Raw genomic sequence first — 17,171 nt, forward strand, 5'->3', positions numbered from 1 at the left:
GTTGGGATATAATCCTGTCTATAGTTGGTTTGTTAGTGAATTATATATGAATTCTTCAACGGGAAAAAAAATAGATCGTATTGATAAAAACATATTATTTGAATTACAAAAAAATGGCCGTTTATCTAATATAGAGCTTTCAAAACGAGTAGGTCTAAGTGCAACGCCTTGTTTAGAGAGAGTAAAGCGGTTAGAGAACGATAAGTTTATTGTTGGTTATCAAGCTATTTTAAATCCAAAAAAGTTAGACGCCGCTTTATTAGTTATTGTTGAAATAACCTTAACTAAAACCAGCCCTGATGTTTTTGATGACTTTTCTAAGGCTGTTCATGAATTAGAGGTTATTCAAGAATGTCATTTAGTATCCGGAAATTTTGATTTCTTACTAAAAACTCGCGTTGCAGATATGACGGCCTACCGTGAATTATTGGGAAATACCTTATTAAGGTTGCCTGCTGTGAGTGAAAGCAGAACTTATGTGGTTATGGAAGAAGTAAAATCATCCAATCACTTGCCAATAAAGCGGTAAAAGTCGTTATTCACGGTAAATGTTTGTTATTTCGTTTTATTCATCGCTAATGTTTGGTATTTTAGCTGTATTATAATGATAATTTTCAGAAGAGTGTGAATTTGTCTTCTCCATCTCCAAAGTTAAATGGCGTTCAACGTCTTCTCGAAGCAGGACTTTTAGTGTCTTGCGTTTTTGCCATGTTTATTATGCTAGCGCTATTTAGTTTTGACCCCGCAGATCCCGGTTGGTCACAGACGGGCTATCAAAGTCACGTACGTAATTTAGGTGGTGCGGTTGGCGCCTACTTATCTGATCTATTATTAAATCTATTTGGTTTAATCGCTTATAGCTTACCCTTTGTAATTGCCATTACCGGTTGGCTATTATTTCAAAAGTATCATCAATTAATTCGACTTGATTACCTCACACTAGGTTTGAAATTTATAGGCTTTATCTTGTTTTATATCGGTATAACCTCGATTGCCAGTATGAATTTTGATGATGTTTTTTATTTTTCTGCAGGGGGAATTTTAGGTGATGTATTAAGTAATTCACTCATACCGTATTTTTCATTTGTCGGTAGTACCTTATTGTTTGTTACATTTTGTGGTTCAGGATTTGTATTATTAACAGGGATTTCGCTACTCAATGCTATTGATAGAGTAGGGGAGTTAGCCATTAATGCTATTGAATATAGCTTAACCTTACCAGCGTTGGTCAAACATCATTTAGGCACAGGTCTTGAAAAAGACACCAAAGTAGAAACGTCAAAGAAAGCAAATATTGATAATAAAACCTCTGCCAGTGAGAGTGACAATAGCTTAACTGAGCATTATATCGCTTTTGAAAAAGAATCTGATGAAGTAAAAAAAGCACTAGAAACCATCAGTGATACTGAACATGAGAGTATTTTTGCCAAAAGTGATGACGACAGTGCTTATAATACGCGTGAAAATGAACCCTACGTTGATATCGACGAGTTAATGGGCGAACCGCTTGCAATGAACGTGCAAGAACATGTCAGTGATGATGAAATTGCCGCCGCATTTGAGCCAGTTGAAAAAATCGTTGTTGAAGAGCCTACAACATTACATGATAAAATTTATCAACAGTTAGAAAATGATAAACCCGCTGAACCTGATTACAGTGATATGCCATCATTAGATTTATTAGACCGTGCTGACAGGGATAAAAATCCGATTGATCAAGAACAACTTGACCTAGTATCTCGTTTAGTTGAAGCGAAATTAATGGAGTTTGGCATTAAAGCCGAAGTTGTTGGTGTTTTTCCAGGCCCGGTTATTACCCGTTTCGAGTTGAACTTAGCACCGGGTGTTAAGGCCAGTAAAATCACAAATTTATCGAAAGATTTAGCGCGTTCGCTATCCGCTAAAAGCGTACGTGTTGTCGAAGTTATTGAAGGTAAATCTGTTATTGGTATTGAACTACCTAATAAGCATCGCGAAACCGTATTCTTTGCTGATGTTATTTCTTGTGAAAAATTTTCTAATTCAAAATCAAATTTAGCTATGGCTATCGGAAGTGATATATCAGGCCAGCCGGTTATTGCTGATCTCGCCAAAATGCCGCATTTATTAGTGGCAGGTACTACCGGCTCAGGTAAATCTGTTGCGGTTAATACCATGATTGTCAGTATTTTATATAAATCTTCTCCAGAAGATGTTCGTATGATCATGATTGACCCTAAACAAGTAGAGTTATCAGTTTATGACGGTATCCCACATTTACTTTCTGAAGTAGTCACCGACATGAAAGAAGCGGCGAATGCGCTGCGTTGGTGTGTAGGTGAAATGGAGCGACGTTATCAATTAATGTCGAAACTCGGTGTTAGAAATCTTAAAGGATATAATGACAAAGTGGCTAAGGCCATTGCTGCTGGTGAACCGCTTATTGACCCATTATGGCAGCCTAGCGATGCCTTTACACAAAAACCACCCACGTTAAGTAAATTACCCTCAATTGTTATTATCGTTGACGAATTTGCTGACATGATGATGATAGTAGGTAAAAAAGTAGAAGAACTTATTGCTCGAATTGCTCAAAAAGCTCGTGCTGCCGGTATTCACTTGATTTTAGCAACGCAGCGTCCATCAGCCGATGTTATTACCGGTTTAATTAAAGCCAATATTCCAACACGTATGGCGCTTAGAGTACAATCTCGAATTGAATCTCGTATCATTTTAGATCAACAAGGTGCTGATCAGTTATTAGGTATGGGTGATATGTTTTATTTACCTCCAGGTGAAGCTGTTCCTATTCGCGTTCATGGTGCTTTTGTTGACGATCACGAAGTACATGCGGTAGTTAAGGATTGGAAATCAAGAGCAGAGCCTAATTACGTTGATGAAATTCTTTCAGGCGATACAGAACAAGACATTTTACTGCCAGGTGAACAAGCAGACGCCGATAGCGAAGAAGAAATTGATACACTTTATGATGAAGCATTAGCCTTTATCACTGAAAGTCGCCGAGTGTCCATTTCCAGTATTCAACGTAAATTTAGAATTGGTTACAATCGTTCAGCGCGTATTGTGGAACAAATGGAGTCAAATGGTGTCGTATCTAGGCCGGGTAATAATGGCGCAAGAGAAGTATTAGCACCACCGCCAATTAAGGAATACTAACATGCAAACCAAGATTAAATTGATAAAAAGTAGTGCTGTAGTTGCAACATTATTTAGTGCCGTATTATCAACTACTAGTTTAGCTTTAAGTCATGAACTCGTGGATAAAACAGAGCTAAAAACCAGTATAAACACTAGTGAAAATGCCAAAGCAGTAAATAATATAGTAAACAAAAAAATAAATATTTCAGCAATAGATAATGCCGATAACAGCAAAAGTGCCCTAATGGCAAAGTTAGCAAAAATTGAATTCTTTAGTGCGGAGTTTAATCAACAAATATTTGATGACGCGGGTAATGAATTACAACAAGGTAGTGGTTTACTTTCGGTTAGCAAACCCAATTTAGTGAATTGGCAAACAACACTGCCAGATGAATCATTAATCGTTTCAGATGGGGAAAATTTATGGTTTTATGACCCGTTTGTTGAGCAGGTCAGTGTTTATACCTTAGAGAGTGCGATAGCCAATACGCCTATTTTATTAATAACGAGTAACGACGAAAAGCTATGGCAAGATTATAGCGTAAATCAGCTAACCGATAATCGTTATTTGGTTACAGCAAAAAATGAAAATGCTCGCGTTAAAAGTTTAGAACTTAGCTTCGCGAAAAGCGTTTATAACGTTGAACTTTCCGCATTTAATATTCTTGATGCGACAGGGCAATTAAGTGTTATTACGCTAAAACATCAAAATATAGCGCCTAAACCAAGTTTATTTAAGTTTACTGTCCCTGAAGGTGTTTATTTAGATGACCAACGCTAACGGCTCACTTGATTTAGCATTTGCTGAAGATGACCGTTTTAAACCCTTAGCAGCCAAGTTAAGACCTAAATCACTGGCTGAGTATGAAGGCCAAGAGCATATTTTAGCCAAAGGCATGCCACTATCTTTAGCCATTGAGCAAGGTAAAGTGCATTCCATTATATTTTGGGGCCCGCCTGGTACTGGAAAAACTACCATTGCAGAAATTATTGCTAATCACGCTAATGCCGATATTGAGCGAGTTTCTGCGGTAACCTCTGGCATTAAAGAAATTCGTCTAGCGATAGAAAATGCCAAAAACCGTGCCACACATCAGCAACGTAGAACCGTGCTTTTTGTTGATGAAGTACACCGTTTCAACAAAAGTCAGCAAGATGCCTTTTTACCACATATTGAAGACGGCACTATTATTTTTATCGGTGCAACGACTGAAAACCCCGCATTTGAACTCAATCAGGCAATATTATCTCGTGCCCGCGTATACACTTTAAAGAAACTCAGTGAGAGTAATCTAAGTAACGTACTAGCTCGTGCGATAACTTATCAAATTAAAAGCTCTCAGCTCGATGTTATTATCGATGAAGAAACAAAAAAGCAGCTTATTGCGTTGGCCAATGGTGATGCCCGAAGGTTACTGAACTTATTTGAAAACTGTTTAGAAATTACCAAAATTGAAAATAACCAACAAGTATTGAGTAAAGAACAATTAATTCAAGTTGCTGGCAATAAAATTGCGCTTTACGACAAAGGTGGGGATGCTTTTTATGATCTGATCAGCGCCTTTCATAAATCAGTTCGAGGCTCAGACCCTGATGCCGCTTTATATTGGTATGCACGAATTCTAGCAGGTGGCGGTGACGCACTTTATGTCGCTCGTCGATTATTAGCTATAGCGAGTGAAGATATCGGTAATGCTGACCCGAGAGCGATGCAATTAGCTATTAATGCTTGGGATACTTTTCAACGTGTCGGCCCAAGTGAAGGTGAACGTGCCATAGCGCAAGCTACTGTTTATATGGCATTAGCACCAAAAAGTAATGCTGTTTATATGGCGTTTAACCAAGCAAAAGCCTTGGCAGCTTCAACCTGCGATATGGATGTACCAATACATTTAAAAAACTCTACTAGCGCTATTACAAAAGAGTTGGGGCACGGCGATGAGTATCGCTATGCGCATGACGAAGTAGGGGGCTTTGCTGCAGGCGAGAATTACTTTCCAGAAGAAATAGCCCAAACTACATTTTATCAGCCAACTGATCGAGGGCTAGAAAAACAACTGCGTGAGAAGCTCAATTATTTAAACCAGTTAAACCAACAAAGTGACCAACGTCGATATGACTAATACTATAAGTAACTTCACTTTATACCTATTTGTAGCCTTGGGTGGTGCTTTTGGCGCTAGCTTTCGATTTTATATTTCACAATTAATTTTAAATTGGCTCGGAAAAGGATTCCCTTTTGCGACGCTGGCGGTTAATATTTCCGGCTCCCTGATCATGGGGACACTTTATGGGTTAATTGAACAAGGTGTTATAGAGGTAAGTGTTTATCGAACACTGATTGGTATTGGCTTTTTAGGCGCATTTACCACCTTTTCAACCTTCTCATTAGACACGTTGTTATTAATTCAACAAGGTGACATATTTAAAGCGACAATAAACATATTACTTAATGTTTGCTTATGCATTTTTGCAGCAGCGTTAGGCATGTATATTGTATCTATTTTTAACAAGTAAATAACAAAGAAAACACGTGACATATCATGCTTGATCCAAAATTACTTAGAACAGACATAGAAAACACCGCAGCTGAACTTGCTAAACGCGGGTATACGCTAGACACAGTGCAATTAATTGCGCTGGAAGAGCAACGTAAAGCGATCCAAATGAATACGCAAGATTTGCAAAATCAGCGTAATACTCGCTCTAAGTCAATAGGACAAGCTAAAGCCCGTGGTGAAGATATTCAGCCCTTGTTGGCAGAAGTAAGTAAACTCGGTGATGAGCTAGAAGCTGCAAAAGAAGAGCAGACGCAAGTATTAGCGAAAATTGACCTTATCGCATCTGCAATACCGAACTTAATCCATGAGTCAGTGCCTGCCGGTGCCAGTGAAGACGACAACGTAGAAATTAAACGTTGGGGTACGCCGCGCGTATTTGATTTTGAAGTCAAAGATCATGTTGATGTTGCTTCGGCATTAGGCAAAGGCTTAGATTTTGAAAGTGGTGCCAAGCTTGCCGGTACACGGTTTGCAGTTATGCGCGGCCAAATTGCTAAGTTACACCGTGCACTAGCACAATTTATGTTAGACGTGCATAGCGAAGAGCACGGCTATCAAGAAATGTATGTGCCATATTTAGTTAATCATGATTCTTTATACGGTACTGGCCAATTACCAAAATTTGGTGAAGATTTATTCCATACCGAACTAAATAATAAAAAATTATCTTTGATCCCAACCGCTGAAGTACCGTTAACTAACTTAGTGCGTGATGAAATTATCGAAGAGCAAGACTTGCCGATGAAAATGTGTGCTCATACCCCATGTTTTCGAAGTGAAGCCGGCTCATACGGTAGAGACATTCGTGGTTTGATCCGTCAGCATCAATTCGACAAAGTTGAAATGGTACAAATTGTTAAGCCAGAAGATTCTTTTCAAGCCTTAGAAGACTTAACGGGTCATGCAGAGAAAATTCTAGAAAAACTAGAGTTGCCTTATCGTACCGTTATTTTATGTACGGGTGATATTGGCTTTAGCGCGACAAAAACTTTTGATATTGAAGTGTGGTTGCCCGCACAAAATACCTATCGTGAAATTTCATCTTGCTCAAATATGGGTGATTTCCAAGCCCGTAGAATGCAAGCGAGATACCGTAGTAGTGAAACCAACAAGCCTGAACTTGTGCATACACTCAATGGCTCTGGTCTTGCTGTTGGCCGTACATTAGTTGCGGTTATTGAAAACTATCAACAAGCAGATGGCAGTATTAATGTTCCTACAGTTTTACAGCCTTACATGAAAGGTTGTACCAATATTAGCGGTTAATTAGTTAATGTGAGCTTGTTAAAAATCCAATACCCTAGGTATTGGATTTTTTTATGTACAGGATGTACGGTATGTCGCGGTGCATGGATGCAAAAGATCGATATTAATAATCAGAAAATAAGTCAAAAAATAAAACCGGGTTATTTATAGACTCGTTACCTTAATCAACTTCAAATAAGTGAATTCAAAAATGGATAGTTCATCAATAATGCTTTGGAGTGTTTTGTTTGGCGGCATTGGCATAGGTTATTTCTTGTATGGAAAAAAACAAAAAGCGATTGTTCCACTTTGTACTGGTTTAGCCCTTTTCGTCTTCCCATATTTTATGTCTAGTGTAATCATGTTGCTTATTGTTGGTGTTATTTTAGTAGCGATACCTTATTTTATTAAAATTTAAAGCTCGCTATACTTTTAACATCCTAATCCTATACAAAATACAGTAATAATAAACACCCTGTAATATGGTGGATTTGTTGGTATCTCAATATTAAAATTAGCTATTTTCTGTTCTTTAAATAGCACGTATGCCAAATAATATATCTTTATGAAAGTGGACCTTATGCTGGTGTTGTTTAAATTACATTCAAATTCAGTGGATTAGGCTCTATTTAGTTACTGGTGTCGATTCTTTCGTGTGTATTTTTTCTATGGTGTCGGCGGTCAAATAGCGATCAAATATTTTTTGATATTTTCCCGTTGCTTTAAGTTTTTGTAACTGCGTATTAAATTTATCGCGCATGGCTTCTGATTTAAATAAGAAGCCATTCGGACTTGCACCAAATAATGCAAAGCGGTCAACTTTTTGAGTGGTATCTATTTTATCCGAATTTGCTGCTTTAGCACGATAATAGTCAAATATATTGACATCCATTTGTATTACTTCAACTTTATCTAAAAATAGCAGTTTCACCTGCACTGATTGATCAAATGTTTCGCTGTATTGAGGGTTGTTATTTGCCATTTCAGCATAGGTTGCACCTAAATGAATCGCAGCATCTTGCCATGATAATAAACTATAATTTTTTAGATCACTTATTTGCCTAAAATTAAAGTTTTTGTTATGTAAACTAAAGGCGAAATTTTCGTAAGAATAGGCTGTGTCGGAAAGATATCCTTTGAGGCTATGTCCTTGTATGGTGTTTAAATTTACGTCAGATACGACATCAACCCCTCCTGCTTTATAAGACTTAGTTCGTCGTGCATAAGGTAAATAAAGATGCTCTATTTCGTAACCTAAAGGAGTCATTGCCGCTTCAATTATATCGACAATAATTCCTTCGTTAGTCTCTGATAATACCCAAGGCGCTAATTTCTCTCCAAATGCGACAGTAATTTTTTCGCTTGCACTCACTAAACTGGAAAATGAAAACAGCAGCACTGCAGATGTTATAACTAACGATTTCATACTCATTTTTTGCCGAATTACTGATTAAATCTTACTTTTATAGTAACTATTATATTAGGTTCTAACAAGCAAGGTATAAAACTAAGGCTGTTTTTATGAATAACAAATGAAGTTTAGGCCAGCAGCTACTCTAGTGGATACACAATAAGCGCTAATCGAGTAGTAATACAATATGGCGTAGCGAAAGGTTATGGGTATTTAAGCTAATGAATGTTATGTTTATTAACACCATTTTTAGCCAGCAATATAACTCCCAGAAGAGATGAGAAAGTTTTCTAGTGCTATTTTTCCATGGATAGTAATTAAAGATGCATGTCACTTTCTATTATTCTGATATAAAAATATAGACCAGCTAATATGTTATTTATCATTATTTACAGCTCATTTGGATACAAAAAATTACTTTTATTACATGGTGTTTTTGTACTTATCAATTTAAATTTTTGGTAGAATTTCGATATTTAAATTTAGACAAGGAATCGACTTTTGTTTGGTGAACGCTTTAATGATATAAGTTTCAAAGGTGATATTTTTGGTGGCGTCACAACGGCTATAGTTTCTTTACCTTTGGCGCTCGCTTTCGGTGTAGCTTCAGGAGCTGGTGCTGAAGCTGGCCTTTGGGGCGCCATATTAGTTGGCTTTTTTGCTGCTCTTTTTGGTGGTTCAACATCTCTTATCTCAGAGCCAACTGGGCCGATGACCGTGATCATGACCGCCGTTCTCACCAGTATGATGGCAAAATATCCTGAATCAGGCATGGCAATGGCATTTACCGTTGTGATGATGGCTGGTGCATTCCAAATACTCATTGGCTCACTTAAGCTCGGTAAATATATTACCTTGATGCCCTATAGTGTCATATCTGGTTTTATGTCAGGCATAGGCGTTATCTTAATTATTTTACAACTTTCTCCCCTTTTAGGCCAAGAGGCTCCTGCCGGTGGCGTTTTAGGTACTATATCAGCACTACCTAATATTATATCCAACATCAATTTTGGTGAATTATTACTGGGTATACTGACCTTAGTGGTTTTATTTTTCTTTCCGAAACAATATCGAAAATACGTACCTGCACAGCTTATTGCTTTAGTCGCCGTTACTTTATTCTCCATCTTATTTTTCGACATCGACAGTATTCGCCGTATTGGAGAAATTCCTGCAGGTTTACCTTCTTTAGTTATGCCGCACTTTACTGCTGATATGTTTATTACCATGGTTGTTGATGCGCTGGTATTAGGTACGCTTGGCTGTATTGATACTTTGTTGACAGCTGTTATTGGCGATTCACTCACCCGTAAAGAACATGACTCAGATAAAGAGCTGCGTGGGCAAGGGCTAGCAAATATGATCTCAGGATTATTTGGGGCTTTACCTGGCGCAGGCGCGACTATGGGTACAGTAACTAATATTCAAGTTGGCGCGCGATCGCCTTTATCAGGCATGGTTAGGGCGTTAATTTTAGCACTGGTGGTTTTAATTGCAGGCTCTCTAACTGAACCTATTCCCATGGCTGTATTAGCTGGTATTGCGGTTTATGTTGGTTTTAATATTTTAGATTGGAGTTTTATACAGCGCGCGCACAAAGTTAGCCTACAAGGCATGATGATTATGTATGGCGTAATGCTACTAACCGTTTTTGTTGATTTAATTGTTGCGGTAGGGCTCGGGGTATTTATTTCTAATATTATTATTATTGAACAATTGAGCCGAGCGCAAGCACAGCAAGTAAAAGCGATTAGTGATACCGATCAAGATGTTGTACCACTAACTGATAGCGAACGCGTGTTATTGGATCGCGCAAATGGCAAAGTGCTATTTTTTTACCTGTCTGGGCCGATGATTTTTAGTGTTTCAAAAGCTATTGCTCGCCAACATAGTAGTGTAGGAGATTACCAAGCGATGATCCTTGATTTAACCGATGTGCCTATGTTCGATGTCACTGTTGGATTAGCACTGGAAAATGCCATTAAAGATGCACAGGAGGCAAAGTGTGAAGTATTTTTGCTCTGCCCAAATCAACAAACCCGTCAGCAATTAGAAAAATTTGAATTATTAGCTATGGTGCCTAAAGAAAACAGTTATACATATCGCCATGAAGCACTACAAGCCGCATTAAATTATGTTGAAAATAGAGCAGCAGAAACTCCATTAATCGTCTAATGATGTAATCATCATTAGACAGCTATCCTCATTTTACTCAATGTAATTCACAGTAATTAACTGAATTTATGGCGATAATTGCTATTCAGTTATTGTTATAAACTTTTGTTTTTTTAAGCGTAATTATTTGATATTACTTACTGTTGATAATTGTTGTATAAATTAAGCTAAACCAAAGCTATTTCAGTTTGTGCTTTTATTTTAATACTTGCATGAACATTTAACAAAAAGCTTCCGCAATTTTATGCTTTAACCTATACTGTTTAAATGTACAGTATAGGTTGTGTTTTATGAAAGTTATTCCCATTTTTATTGAGGCTGGTATATCTGGCTTTGAATCTCCTGCGGCTGAATATAAAGAGCTTGGCTTATCACTTGATCAGTTGTTAATTTCAAACCCTGACGCAACATTTATTGGCTTAGCCCAGGGGCCTTCTATGCAAGATGTTGGTATTTTTGATGGCGATTTACTACTAGTTGACCGCAGTGAGCCTGTAAAAGATGGTGACGTTATTGTCGCTAACTACAACGGTTGTTTTACCTGCAAACTTATTGATAAAAAGAACGCTAGGTTATTATCTGCATCGTTCAAGCATCAGCCGGTTAATATTACCCCAGAAGATGAATTTCAAATAGAGGGCGTTGTTACGCGCTCAATACGATTACATCGACCAGCAAGGGAACTGAGCGCATGTATGCGTTAGTTGATGCCATCTCGTTCTACGCGTCTTGTGAGAAGGTGTTTGACCCTTTAATTAGAAATAGGCCAGTAGTCGTGCTAACCAATAATGACGGCTGTATATGCGCTGTTTGCCCCATTGGCCGGCGTTTAGGTATTCCAAAGTTTAAACCTTATTTTCAAATCAAACACTTCTTGGCAAAACACAATGTGGTTATTCGCTCATCCAATTATGAGTTATATGCCGATTTGAGTGAGAAGATGATGAATGTTATTGGCCGCTTTTGTGATAACCAATATATTTACTCGATTGATGAGTCTTTTTTACAATTCAAAAAATATAACCACATTATTAACGATTGGCATAAATACGGCCATGAAATACGACGTGCCGTATGGAAAGAAACGCGTTTGCCCGTTGGTGTGGGTTTTGGCTCAACACCCACACTAGCAAAAGCGGCTAATCATGCTGCTAAAAAATTACCGGGTTATAACGGTGTCGCGATTGTTGACGATGCTGCATCACGCAAAGAAGTATTATCAAAAATGACAGTAACTGACGTGTGGGGTATTGGTAGCAGATTAGGAAAACGTTTAAACGTATTAGGTATAGCTACCGCTTGGGATTTAGCGAACCAGTCACCCAAAATAATGCGTAGCCAATTTAGCGTATTGGTTGAACGAACGATTAACGAGTTAAATGGCATTACTTGTTTAAATTGGGATGAGGTTAAACAACTTAAGAAAGAAATATTTTCCACGAGAAGTTTTGGACAACGTGTTAACGAAAGTCATCACTTGAAAGCAGCGCTAGTTAGCCATGGGGTAGTTGTAGCGCGTAAATTAAGGCAACAGCATTCACGCGTTAAAAAGCTTGCTATATTTGCCGCTAGTTCGCCTCATGACGATAATTACTATAATAAATCGATAATGTGTGAATTTCCGGTGGCAACAGATAATACGCTCAGTATTGCCAATGCAATATCAGCCGCCTTTGATTGTATTTATGCCAGTGGTGTTAATTTTTATCGCTGTGGCGTGGGGGCCATTGAGCTTGAGAATAGTGATTTTCAACAACATGATTTATTTTCGCTAAATGAGGACGATCCAGAGCTGATGCTTTGTTATGACGGTATTAACCATCGTTATGGTAATGACACCTTGCAATTAGCGGCACAAGGTAGAATTGAGAAGTGGCATATGCGACGTGAGTTTCTTTCGCCAAGCTTTACGAGTAAATGGCGAGATATACCAAAGATTATTTGTTAGGGATATGTTGGTTTTGAGTTTCCACTATCAATTACTTTAATTTTATAAACCTGTAATTAAGTTTTAAGTTAAAAAAGATAATTCACTTTAGGTTAATAAGTTAGACATACGTTAGATATTGGATAAACAGGTACAAAAAAGCCACTTAAGAGTTTTTGTTTACTCTATAAGTGGCTGATTTATATTACTTAATGTGGTCGGAGTAGCAAGATTCGAACTTGCGACCTCACGTCCCCCAGACGCACGCGCTACCAAGCTGCGCTATACCCCGAATAATAAGCTTAATGGGGATAAAAGCTTATGCGGGATATATTAATGATTTATGGGTCGAATGCAATTAAAAAACACATCACCTTAGCCAAGCGACTAATTATTGTACGTTATGTGCTTGTTTACTGAATTGCTTAATAAAATTTACCCCATCAATCATTAATGGAAAATCAGGTTTTGCCGTAATAGGCGCAGCTAGCTGGATAGAATAACTTTGAAAGTTACCATTTTGATCAACAAACATTGATTTGTCTTTATTAAATACCACAATGCCATTGTCCATAGTATTAGCAATAATACGGTCATTGTTTAAGCCTTTAATATCAGCACCATTACTATAGCTTTTTGCTTTGATATCACAGTTTAACCAATTTTTAATTAGCGTGGGTTGCATATCCATATGGCTAGTCAGTTTGTTGATAGAGCTATTTTTACTTTCAGGTAAAACAAGTAATGCAGGTTTAATCGATAAACTGGTATCGATTGTGCTGTTACCAATAGAGCTAATCCAAAGAATATCGTTGCTTTGTTTATCATCTTGTTTCTTGTTTTGTGCTGACATTAAGGCGTCTAAAAACAGTTCAAATTGATAGCTATTGTTACCTTTAAAATAAAATACGTGTAAACCAGGGGCGTAACTATTGAGTTTATCGGCAAATATCAAACTTGATATATCTTCAAGTTTTGTCGTTGCTGGGAATAATTCATTGGTTAAGCTTAGTAATGCATTCGAATTAATTACCGCAGCTTCAGTGGTATCTTCACCCACAATGGTGAATGATTTTGCTAAGTTTTTCTGTGCAATAATTTGGAATAGTAGTGGTTGTGCATGCTGCTCGGTTAACGATTTTTTATAAATACTAGGCAAGCTGTAAAATAAATTAAACCATGCATCTTTTGGTAACGCGTTATCAATATGATTATCTAACGAGAGTATGCCACGCTTAGCTCTCTGCTTAATTTTATCTATTTGTTGAATGTGCAATGTTTGATCTGTAATTACCATGAAAACAGATTGTTTTAACGCAGATTGATTTGGGCATTGGCCTTGATAAACTGGGTATTGAGGTACCGCATCAGTAAAGGCAAGTGGGCTAGTACGACGGGCTATATAATCAACCTCATCAAACATACCATATTTAGTTAATAGCGTTTTTGCCGTTGATGGATAAGACAATGGTAATACAGTGTCTTGACGCAAAACGTCATATTCAAGATTGGCATCGGCCCAAATGTGAATAATATGACTAAAAAAGAAAAAGCTGACAAGAGGGATAACAATAAAGCGCGCAAAGATGGTTTTTTGTAATTCCTTTAGGTGTTTCCATGCGTAGTTTGAGGTTATCAGCTCAAACGATAATATAAGCATGGTCAACACTAAGCTAATAAACCAGAACGCTCGACTATTTTGCTGAATTTCGTTACTAATAAGTTCAAGTATTGGCGCACTTGATGAAATATTTAAATGATAACCTAAACGGGTATAAATAAAGGCGTCTAGTAATAACAGCAATAACTCGACGGTAAAAATAATAGAAGCGACAACCCGAATAAAACGTGTTCGGGGGAATAATATGGTGATCGGAAACAAAATTAGTACAAAACTGATGAAAGTTAAGAAAGCCATATGGCTTAACCAAGTGGTTACTAAATAAGTTTGACCTAACAAAGTGTCAGGCATTGATTCACTAAATACATAAATTGACGATAATAATATCGCCGCAATAATATTAAAAAAAGTGAACCAGTGACTCCAGCTAACTAACTGTAATAGGCGCTTACTATAGGGTTTTGATTCAAATGAAGCCATAGCGTAGTTTAATTCTCTTATTATTGTTTATGAATGTCGCTTATTATTTATACGTTTTACTTAGAATTTTGTATAGATTGTTTTAATGCGCTGGTAAAATTGTTTACTATTGCTTCTCGTTCCTTTTTTGGCACATTATTTACAATAATTTCTGTTAGGGTATTTCCTAGGCACATCAGTGCTAAATCAGGGGTTGCAGACTCGTTGACGAGTACATCAAGCAAATCTTTAATAATTTTTTCTACACGTTCGTTGGAATACTTGGATACAATGGGCATCTTAAACACTTATTGGTAATTTAATAAACAAACTTAAGTTTATCAAATGCCCGAACAATATAATACTGACCTTTATCTATGAGCTTAATAATTTCGAATATAACACTGCATTTTTTATCAAAAAAAGAAGAAACTGGTGAAGTTGTACTCAGGTTAGGGCCTGAAAATGTTGCGGCTAGTAGCAAAATTGAAAGTTTTGTTGATGCACTGCATAAAATTTACAATAGCAAAGGAAGTAAGGCGTACGGACATTTTTCATCAATGCCAGCCGCAGGTGAAAGTGCCCGATTTGTAGATATTATGGAAAGCTATTTAGGTGATACGCAAACTTTTCATCAATTTAGTAGTCAAGCCGGTAATTTACTTAAAAATGAATTAGAAAAATATGACCTGGCTGAAACTGGTTATTTAATTGTTTGTCATTACGAGTATATGGGCGGGCGCTATTTACTGGTAGCGATCATTCCTATTTCTGAACATTATTCTGTTGACGGTGAGTTAAACATTTCAGCAGATCAACATCTTGATACGAATAAGTTGCAGTTAGCGGCTCGTATCGACTTATTTGATTATAAAAATAATGTTGAAGGTAATCGCTACATTTCATTTATTAAAGGTCGCGCCGGTAGAAAAGTGTCTGACTTTTTCTTAGACTTTTTAAGCTGTGAAGAAGGCTTGAATTCAAAAGAACAAACCCAAACCTTAGTGCAAGCGGTTGAAGACTATGTGTCTGTTAATCAATTTGACGCTAATGAAAAGCAACAATCCCGTAAAGAGCTACTGAGTTACTGCAAAGAGCAAAAAGAGTCGGCGCAAGACGTTTCATTACAAGAAATAGGTAATGTTATTAAAACGGAAGAAAGCGGACAAGACTTTTACAAATTTTGCCAAGAGCAATCATACCCGATTGAAGAGTCATTCCCACATGATCAAGCCGTAGTAAATAAAGTCACTAAATACGCGGGTTATGGCAATGGGATCAGTTTAAGTTTCGAACGCAGCCATTTTGGGCAAGATGTTGTTTATAATCAGGCCAATGAAAGTATTACTATTTATAAAGTGCCGCCAAACTTAAAAGATCAACTATTAGCCTTAATAGAAAGTAATGCTAAACAAAGCGCGAACCAAAATGGTAGTCAAAGCCAAACAATGGCGACAGAGCAGAATAACGAAAGCTCAAACTTAGATAATGAAGATAATTCACTAAACGAATTTTAAGCCTTGTTACAAGAAAGGTTCGTAAGATATAAATCATGTTGCCCGCTAACGGTAATAGAAAATGAATAGATTAAATTAGGAATGAAAATGACCACATTAACGATTACTCGACCAGACGACTGGCATGTACATTTGCGTGATGGCGAAGTCTTAAATAATACCGTTGCTGATATTAGCCGCTACTTTGGTCGCGCTATTATTATGCCAAACCTTGTGCCGCCAGTGACCAATGCTGAATTAGCTAACCAATACCATCAGCGTATTATGGCTGCTAACCCGAGTAAACAGTTTCAAGCTTTAATGGTGTTGTATTTAACAGATCAAACTACGGCTGAAGATATTAAAGCCGCAAAAGCATCTGGTATTGTATACGCGGCTAAGCTTTACCCTGCAGGTGCAACCACAAATTCTTCATCCGGTGTAACCAACGTTGATAACATTGCGTCAGTATTAGCCGCAATGGAAGAAGTGAACATGCCATTATTAGTGCACGGTGAAGTTACCGATCATGATATTGATATTTTTGATCGTGAAGCCGTCTTTATCGATACCATATTGCGTCCGTTAGTAGCAAAGTACTCAACATTAAAAATAGTGTTAGAGCACATTACGACCAAAAATGCCGTTGACTTTGTTAAAGCAGCAGGGGCAAATGTAGCCGCTACTATTACGGTTCATCATTTATTATTTAACCGCAATCACATGTTAGTGGGGGGTATTCGTCCACATTATTATTGTTTGCCAATTCTAAAGCGCAATATTCACCAACATGCATTAGTGGAAGCAGCAACAAGTGGTAGCGAGAAGTTTTTCTTAGGTACTGATTCTGCGCCGCATCCACAAGGAGCTAAAGAAGCCGCTTGCGGGTGCGCTGGTGCCTATACAGCACATGCTGCGATTGAGTTATATGCTGAAGCTTTTGAACAAGCTGGTGCACTTGATAAACTTGAAGGCTTTGCCAGTTTACATGGCCCTAAATTTTATAACTTACCGGTAAACAGTGACAAAATAACCCTAGTAAAAGAAGCATGGGACGTACCTGCAACCATGGCATTTGGCAGCGACCAAGTGGTGCCAATTCGAGCAAATGAAACCATTGCTTGGCAAGTGAAATAGT

General features: G+C 37.5%; 15 protein-coding genes and 1 tRNA gene. 12 read left to right on the forward strand and 4 right to left on the reverse strand.

The features are described from left to right. Positions 1-46 precede the first annotated feature (46 nt). The 7 genes from lrp (at position 47) to H4J38_RS08685 (ending at position 7,362) form a co-directional block, all read left to right on the forward strand. A complete protein-coding gene (lrp, locus tag H4J38_RS08655; protein ID WP_182131394.1) occupies positions 47-529 on the forward strand; it encodes a leucine-responsive transcriptional regulator Lrp in 483 nt (160 codons plus the stop codon). A 95-nt stretch (positions 530-624) separates the two neighbouring features. Continuing rightward, complete coding sequence (locus H4J38_RS08660; RefSeq protein ID WP_310733459.1) at positions 625-3,156, forward strand: DNA translocase FtsK 4TM domain-containing protein; 2,532 nt, start codon at positions 625-627, stop codon at positions 3,154-3,156. Between the two features lies 1 nt (position 3,157). Continuing rightward, a complete protein-coding gene (lolA, locus tag H4J38_RS08665; protein ID WP_182131395.1) occupies positions 3,158-3,919 on the forward strand; it encodes an outer membrane lipoprotein chaperone LolA in 762 nt (253 codons plus the stop codon). Next, positions 3,906-5,261, forward strand: a complete 1,356-nt coding sequence (locus H4J38_RS08670; RefSeq protein ID WP_182131396.1) for a replication-associated recombination protein A — start codon at positions 3,906-3,908, stop codon at positions 5,259-5,261. The genes lolA and H4J38_RS08670 overlap by 14 nt, the downstream gene beginning before the upstream one ends. Next, complete coding sequence (crcB, locus tag H4J38_RS08675) at positions 5,254-5,655, forward strand: fluoride efflux transporter CrcB (protein ID WP_182131397.1); 402 nt, start codon at positions 5,254-5,256, stop codon at positions 5,653-5,655. The genes H4J38_RS08670 and crcB overlap by 8 nt, the downstream gene beginning before the upstream one ends. A 26-nt stretch (positions 5,656-5,681) precedes the next feature. Continuing rightward, positions 5,682-6,965: a serine--tRNA ligase gene (gene serS, locus H4J38_RS08680; RefSeq protein ID WP_182131398.1), complete on the forward strand. Its 1,284-nt coding sequence runs from the start codon at positions 5,682-5,684 to the stop codon at positions 6,963-6,965. A gap of 190 nt (positions 6,966-7,155) precedes the next feature. Continuing rightward, positions 7,156-7,362 carry a hypothetical protein gene (locus H4J38_RS08685; protein WP_182131399.1) on the forward strand — a complete coding sequence of 69 codons (207 nt, stop codon included), beginning with the start codon at positions 7,156-7,158 and terminating at the stop codon, positions 7,360-7,362. A gap of 207 nt (positions 7,363-7,569) precedes the next feature. Here the strand turns inward: H4J38_RS08685 and H4J38_RS08690 are convergent, their stop codons facing one another. Then, positions 7,570-8,370 carry an ABC transporter substrate-binding protein gene (locus H4J38_RS08690; protein ID WP_259365453.1) on the reverse strand — a complete coding sequence of 267 codons (801 nt, stop codon included), beginning with the start codon at positions 8,368-8,370 and terminating at the stop codon, positions 7,570-7,572. A gap of 486 nt (positions 8,371-8,856) precedes the next feature. Here H4J38_RS08690 and H4J38_RS08695 point away from each other — a divergent pair, with 486 nt between their 5' ends. The 3 genes from H4J38_RS08695 to H4J38_RS08705 all read left to right on the forward strand — a co-directional run bounded on the left by H4J38_RS08695 (position 8,857) and on the right by H4J38_RS08705 (position 12,478). Beyond that, a complete protein-coding gene (locus H4J38_RS08695) occupies positions 8,857-10,530 on the forward strand; it encodes a SulP family inorganic anion transporter (RefSeq protein ID WP_182131401.1) in 1,674 nt (557 codons plus the stop codon). Between the two features lie 290 nt (positions 10,531-10,820). Then, positions 10,821-11,234, forward strand: a complete 414-nt coding sequence (locus tag H4J38_RS08700) for a LexA family transcriptional regulator (protein WP_182131402.1) — start codon at positions 10,821-10,823, stop codon at positions 11,232-11,234. Continuing rightward, positions 11,222-12,478 (forward strand): Y-family DNA polymerase, encoded by a 1,257-nt coding sequence (locus tag H4J38_RS08705; protein WP_182131403.1) that lies wholly within the window; start codon positions 11,222-11,224, stop codon positions 12,476-12,478. Before H4J38_RS08700 ends, H4J38_RS08705 begins: the two co-directional genes overlap by 13 nt. A gap of 194 nt (positions 12,479-12,672) precedes the next feature. Here the strand turns inward: H4J38_RS08705 and H4J38_RS08710 are convergent. From H4J38_RS08710 to H4J38_RS08720, 3 genes are all read right to left on the reverse strand, one after another. Then, positions 12,673-12,749, reverse strand: a tRNA-Pro gene (locus H4J38_RS08710). A gap of 99 nt (positions 12,750-12,848) precedes the next feature. Further along, complete coding sequence (locus H4J38_RS08715; protein ID WP_182131404.1) at positions 12,849-14,558, reverse strand: DUF3413 domain-containing protein; 1,710 nt, start codon at positions 14,556-14,558, stop codon at positions 12,849-12,851. A 56-nt stretch (positions 14,559-14,614) separates the two neighbouring features. Then, positions 14,615-14,836 (reverse strand): DUF1414 domain-containing protein, encoded by a 222-nt coding sequence (locus tag H4J38_RS08720; RefSeq protein WP_182131405.1) that lies wholly within the window; start codon positions 14,834-14,836, stop codon positions 14,615-14,617. A gap of 78 nt (positions 14,837-14,914) precedes the next feature. Between H4J38_RS08720 and yejK the strand changes: the two genes are divergently transcribed. Together yejK and pyrC are read left to right on the forward strand one after the other, a co-directional pair. Then, positions 14,915-16,054 (forward strand): nucleoid-associated protein YejK, encoded by a 1,140-nt coding sequence (gene yejK / locus H4J38_RS08725; RefSeq protein WP_182131406.1) that lies wholly within the window; start codon positions 14,915-14,917, stop codon positions 16,052-16,054. An 87-nt stretch (positions 16,055-16,141) separates the two neighbouring features. Continuing rightward, entirely contained in the window at positions 16,142-17,170 is a 1,029-nt protein-coding gene (pyrC, locus tag H4J38_RS08730; RefSeq protein WP_182131407.1) for a dihydroorotase, read from the forward strand. The last annotated feature ends 1 nt before the right edge of the window (position 17,171 follow it).

Source organism: Colwellia sp. BRX10-3 (assembly GCF_014077505.1).
Classification (GTDB): Bacteria; Pseudomonadota; Gammaproteobacteria; order Enterobacterales; family Alteromonadaceae; genus Cognaticolwellia.

Bases quoted from the DNA above. Each gene is read 5' to 3' on its own strand.
- lrp (WP_182131394.1), top strand. From the start codon at position 47: ATGAATTCTTCAACGGGAAAAAAAATAGATCGTATTGATAAAAACATA.
- lolA (WP_182131395.1), top strand. From the start codon at position 3,158: ATGCAAACCAAGATTAAATTGATAAAAAGTAGTGCTGTAGTTGCAACA.
- H4J38_RS08670 (WP_182131396.1), top strand. From the start codon at position 3,906: ATGACCAACGCTAACGGCTCACTTGATTTAGCATTTGCTGAAGATGAC.
- crcB (WP_182131397.1), top strand. From the start codon at position 5,254: ATGACTAATACTATAAGTAACTTCACTTTATACCTATTTGTAGCCTTG.
- serS (WP_182131398.1), top strand. From the start codon at position 5,682: ATGCTTGATCCAAAATTACTTAGAACAGACATAGAAAACACCGCAGCT.
- H4J38_RS08685 (WP_182131399.1), top strand. From the start codon at position 7,156: ATGGATAGTTCATCAATAATGCTTTGGAGTGTTTTGTTTGGCGGCATT.
- H4J38_RS08690 (WP_259365453.1), bottom strand. From the start codon at position 8,370: ATGAAATCGTTAGTTATAACATCTGCAGTGCTGCTGTTTTCATTTTCC.
- H4J38_RS08700 (WP_182131402.1), top strand. From the start codon at position 10,821: ATGAAAGTTATTCCCATTTTTATTGAGGCTGGTATATCTGGCTTTGAA.
- H4J38_RS08705 (WP_182131403.1), top strand. From the start codon at position 11,222: ATGTATGCGTTAGTTGATGCCATCTCGTTCTACGCGTCTTGTGAGAAG.
- H4J38_RS08715 (WP_182131404.1), bottom strand. From the start codon at position 14,558: ATGGCTTCATTTGAATCAAAACCCTATAGTAAGCGCCTATTACAGTTA.
- H4J38_RS08720 (WP_182131405.1), bottom strand. From the start codon at position 14,836: ATGCCCATTGTATCCAAGTATTCCAACGAACGTGTAGAAAAAATTATT.
- yejK (WP_182131406.1), top strand. From the start codon at position 14,915: ATGAGCTTAATAATTTCGAATATAACACTGCATTTTTTATCAAAAAAA.
- pyrC (WP_182131407.1), top strand. From the start codon at position 16,142: ATGACCACATTAACGATTACTCGACCAGACGACTGGCATGTACATTTG.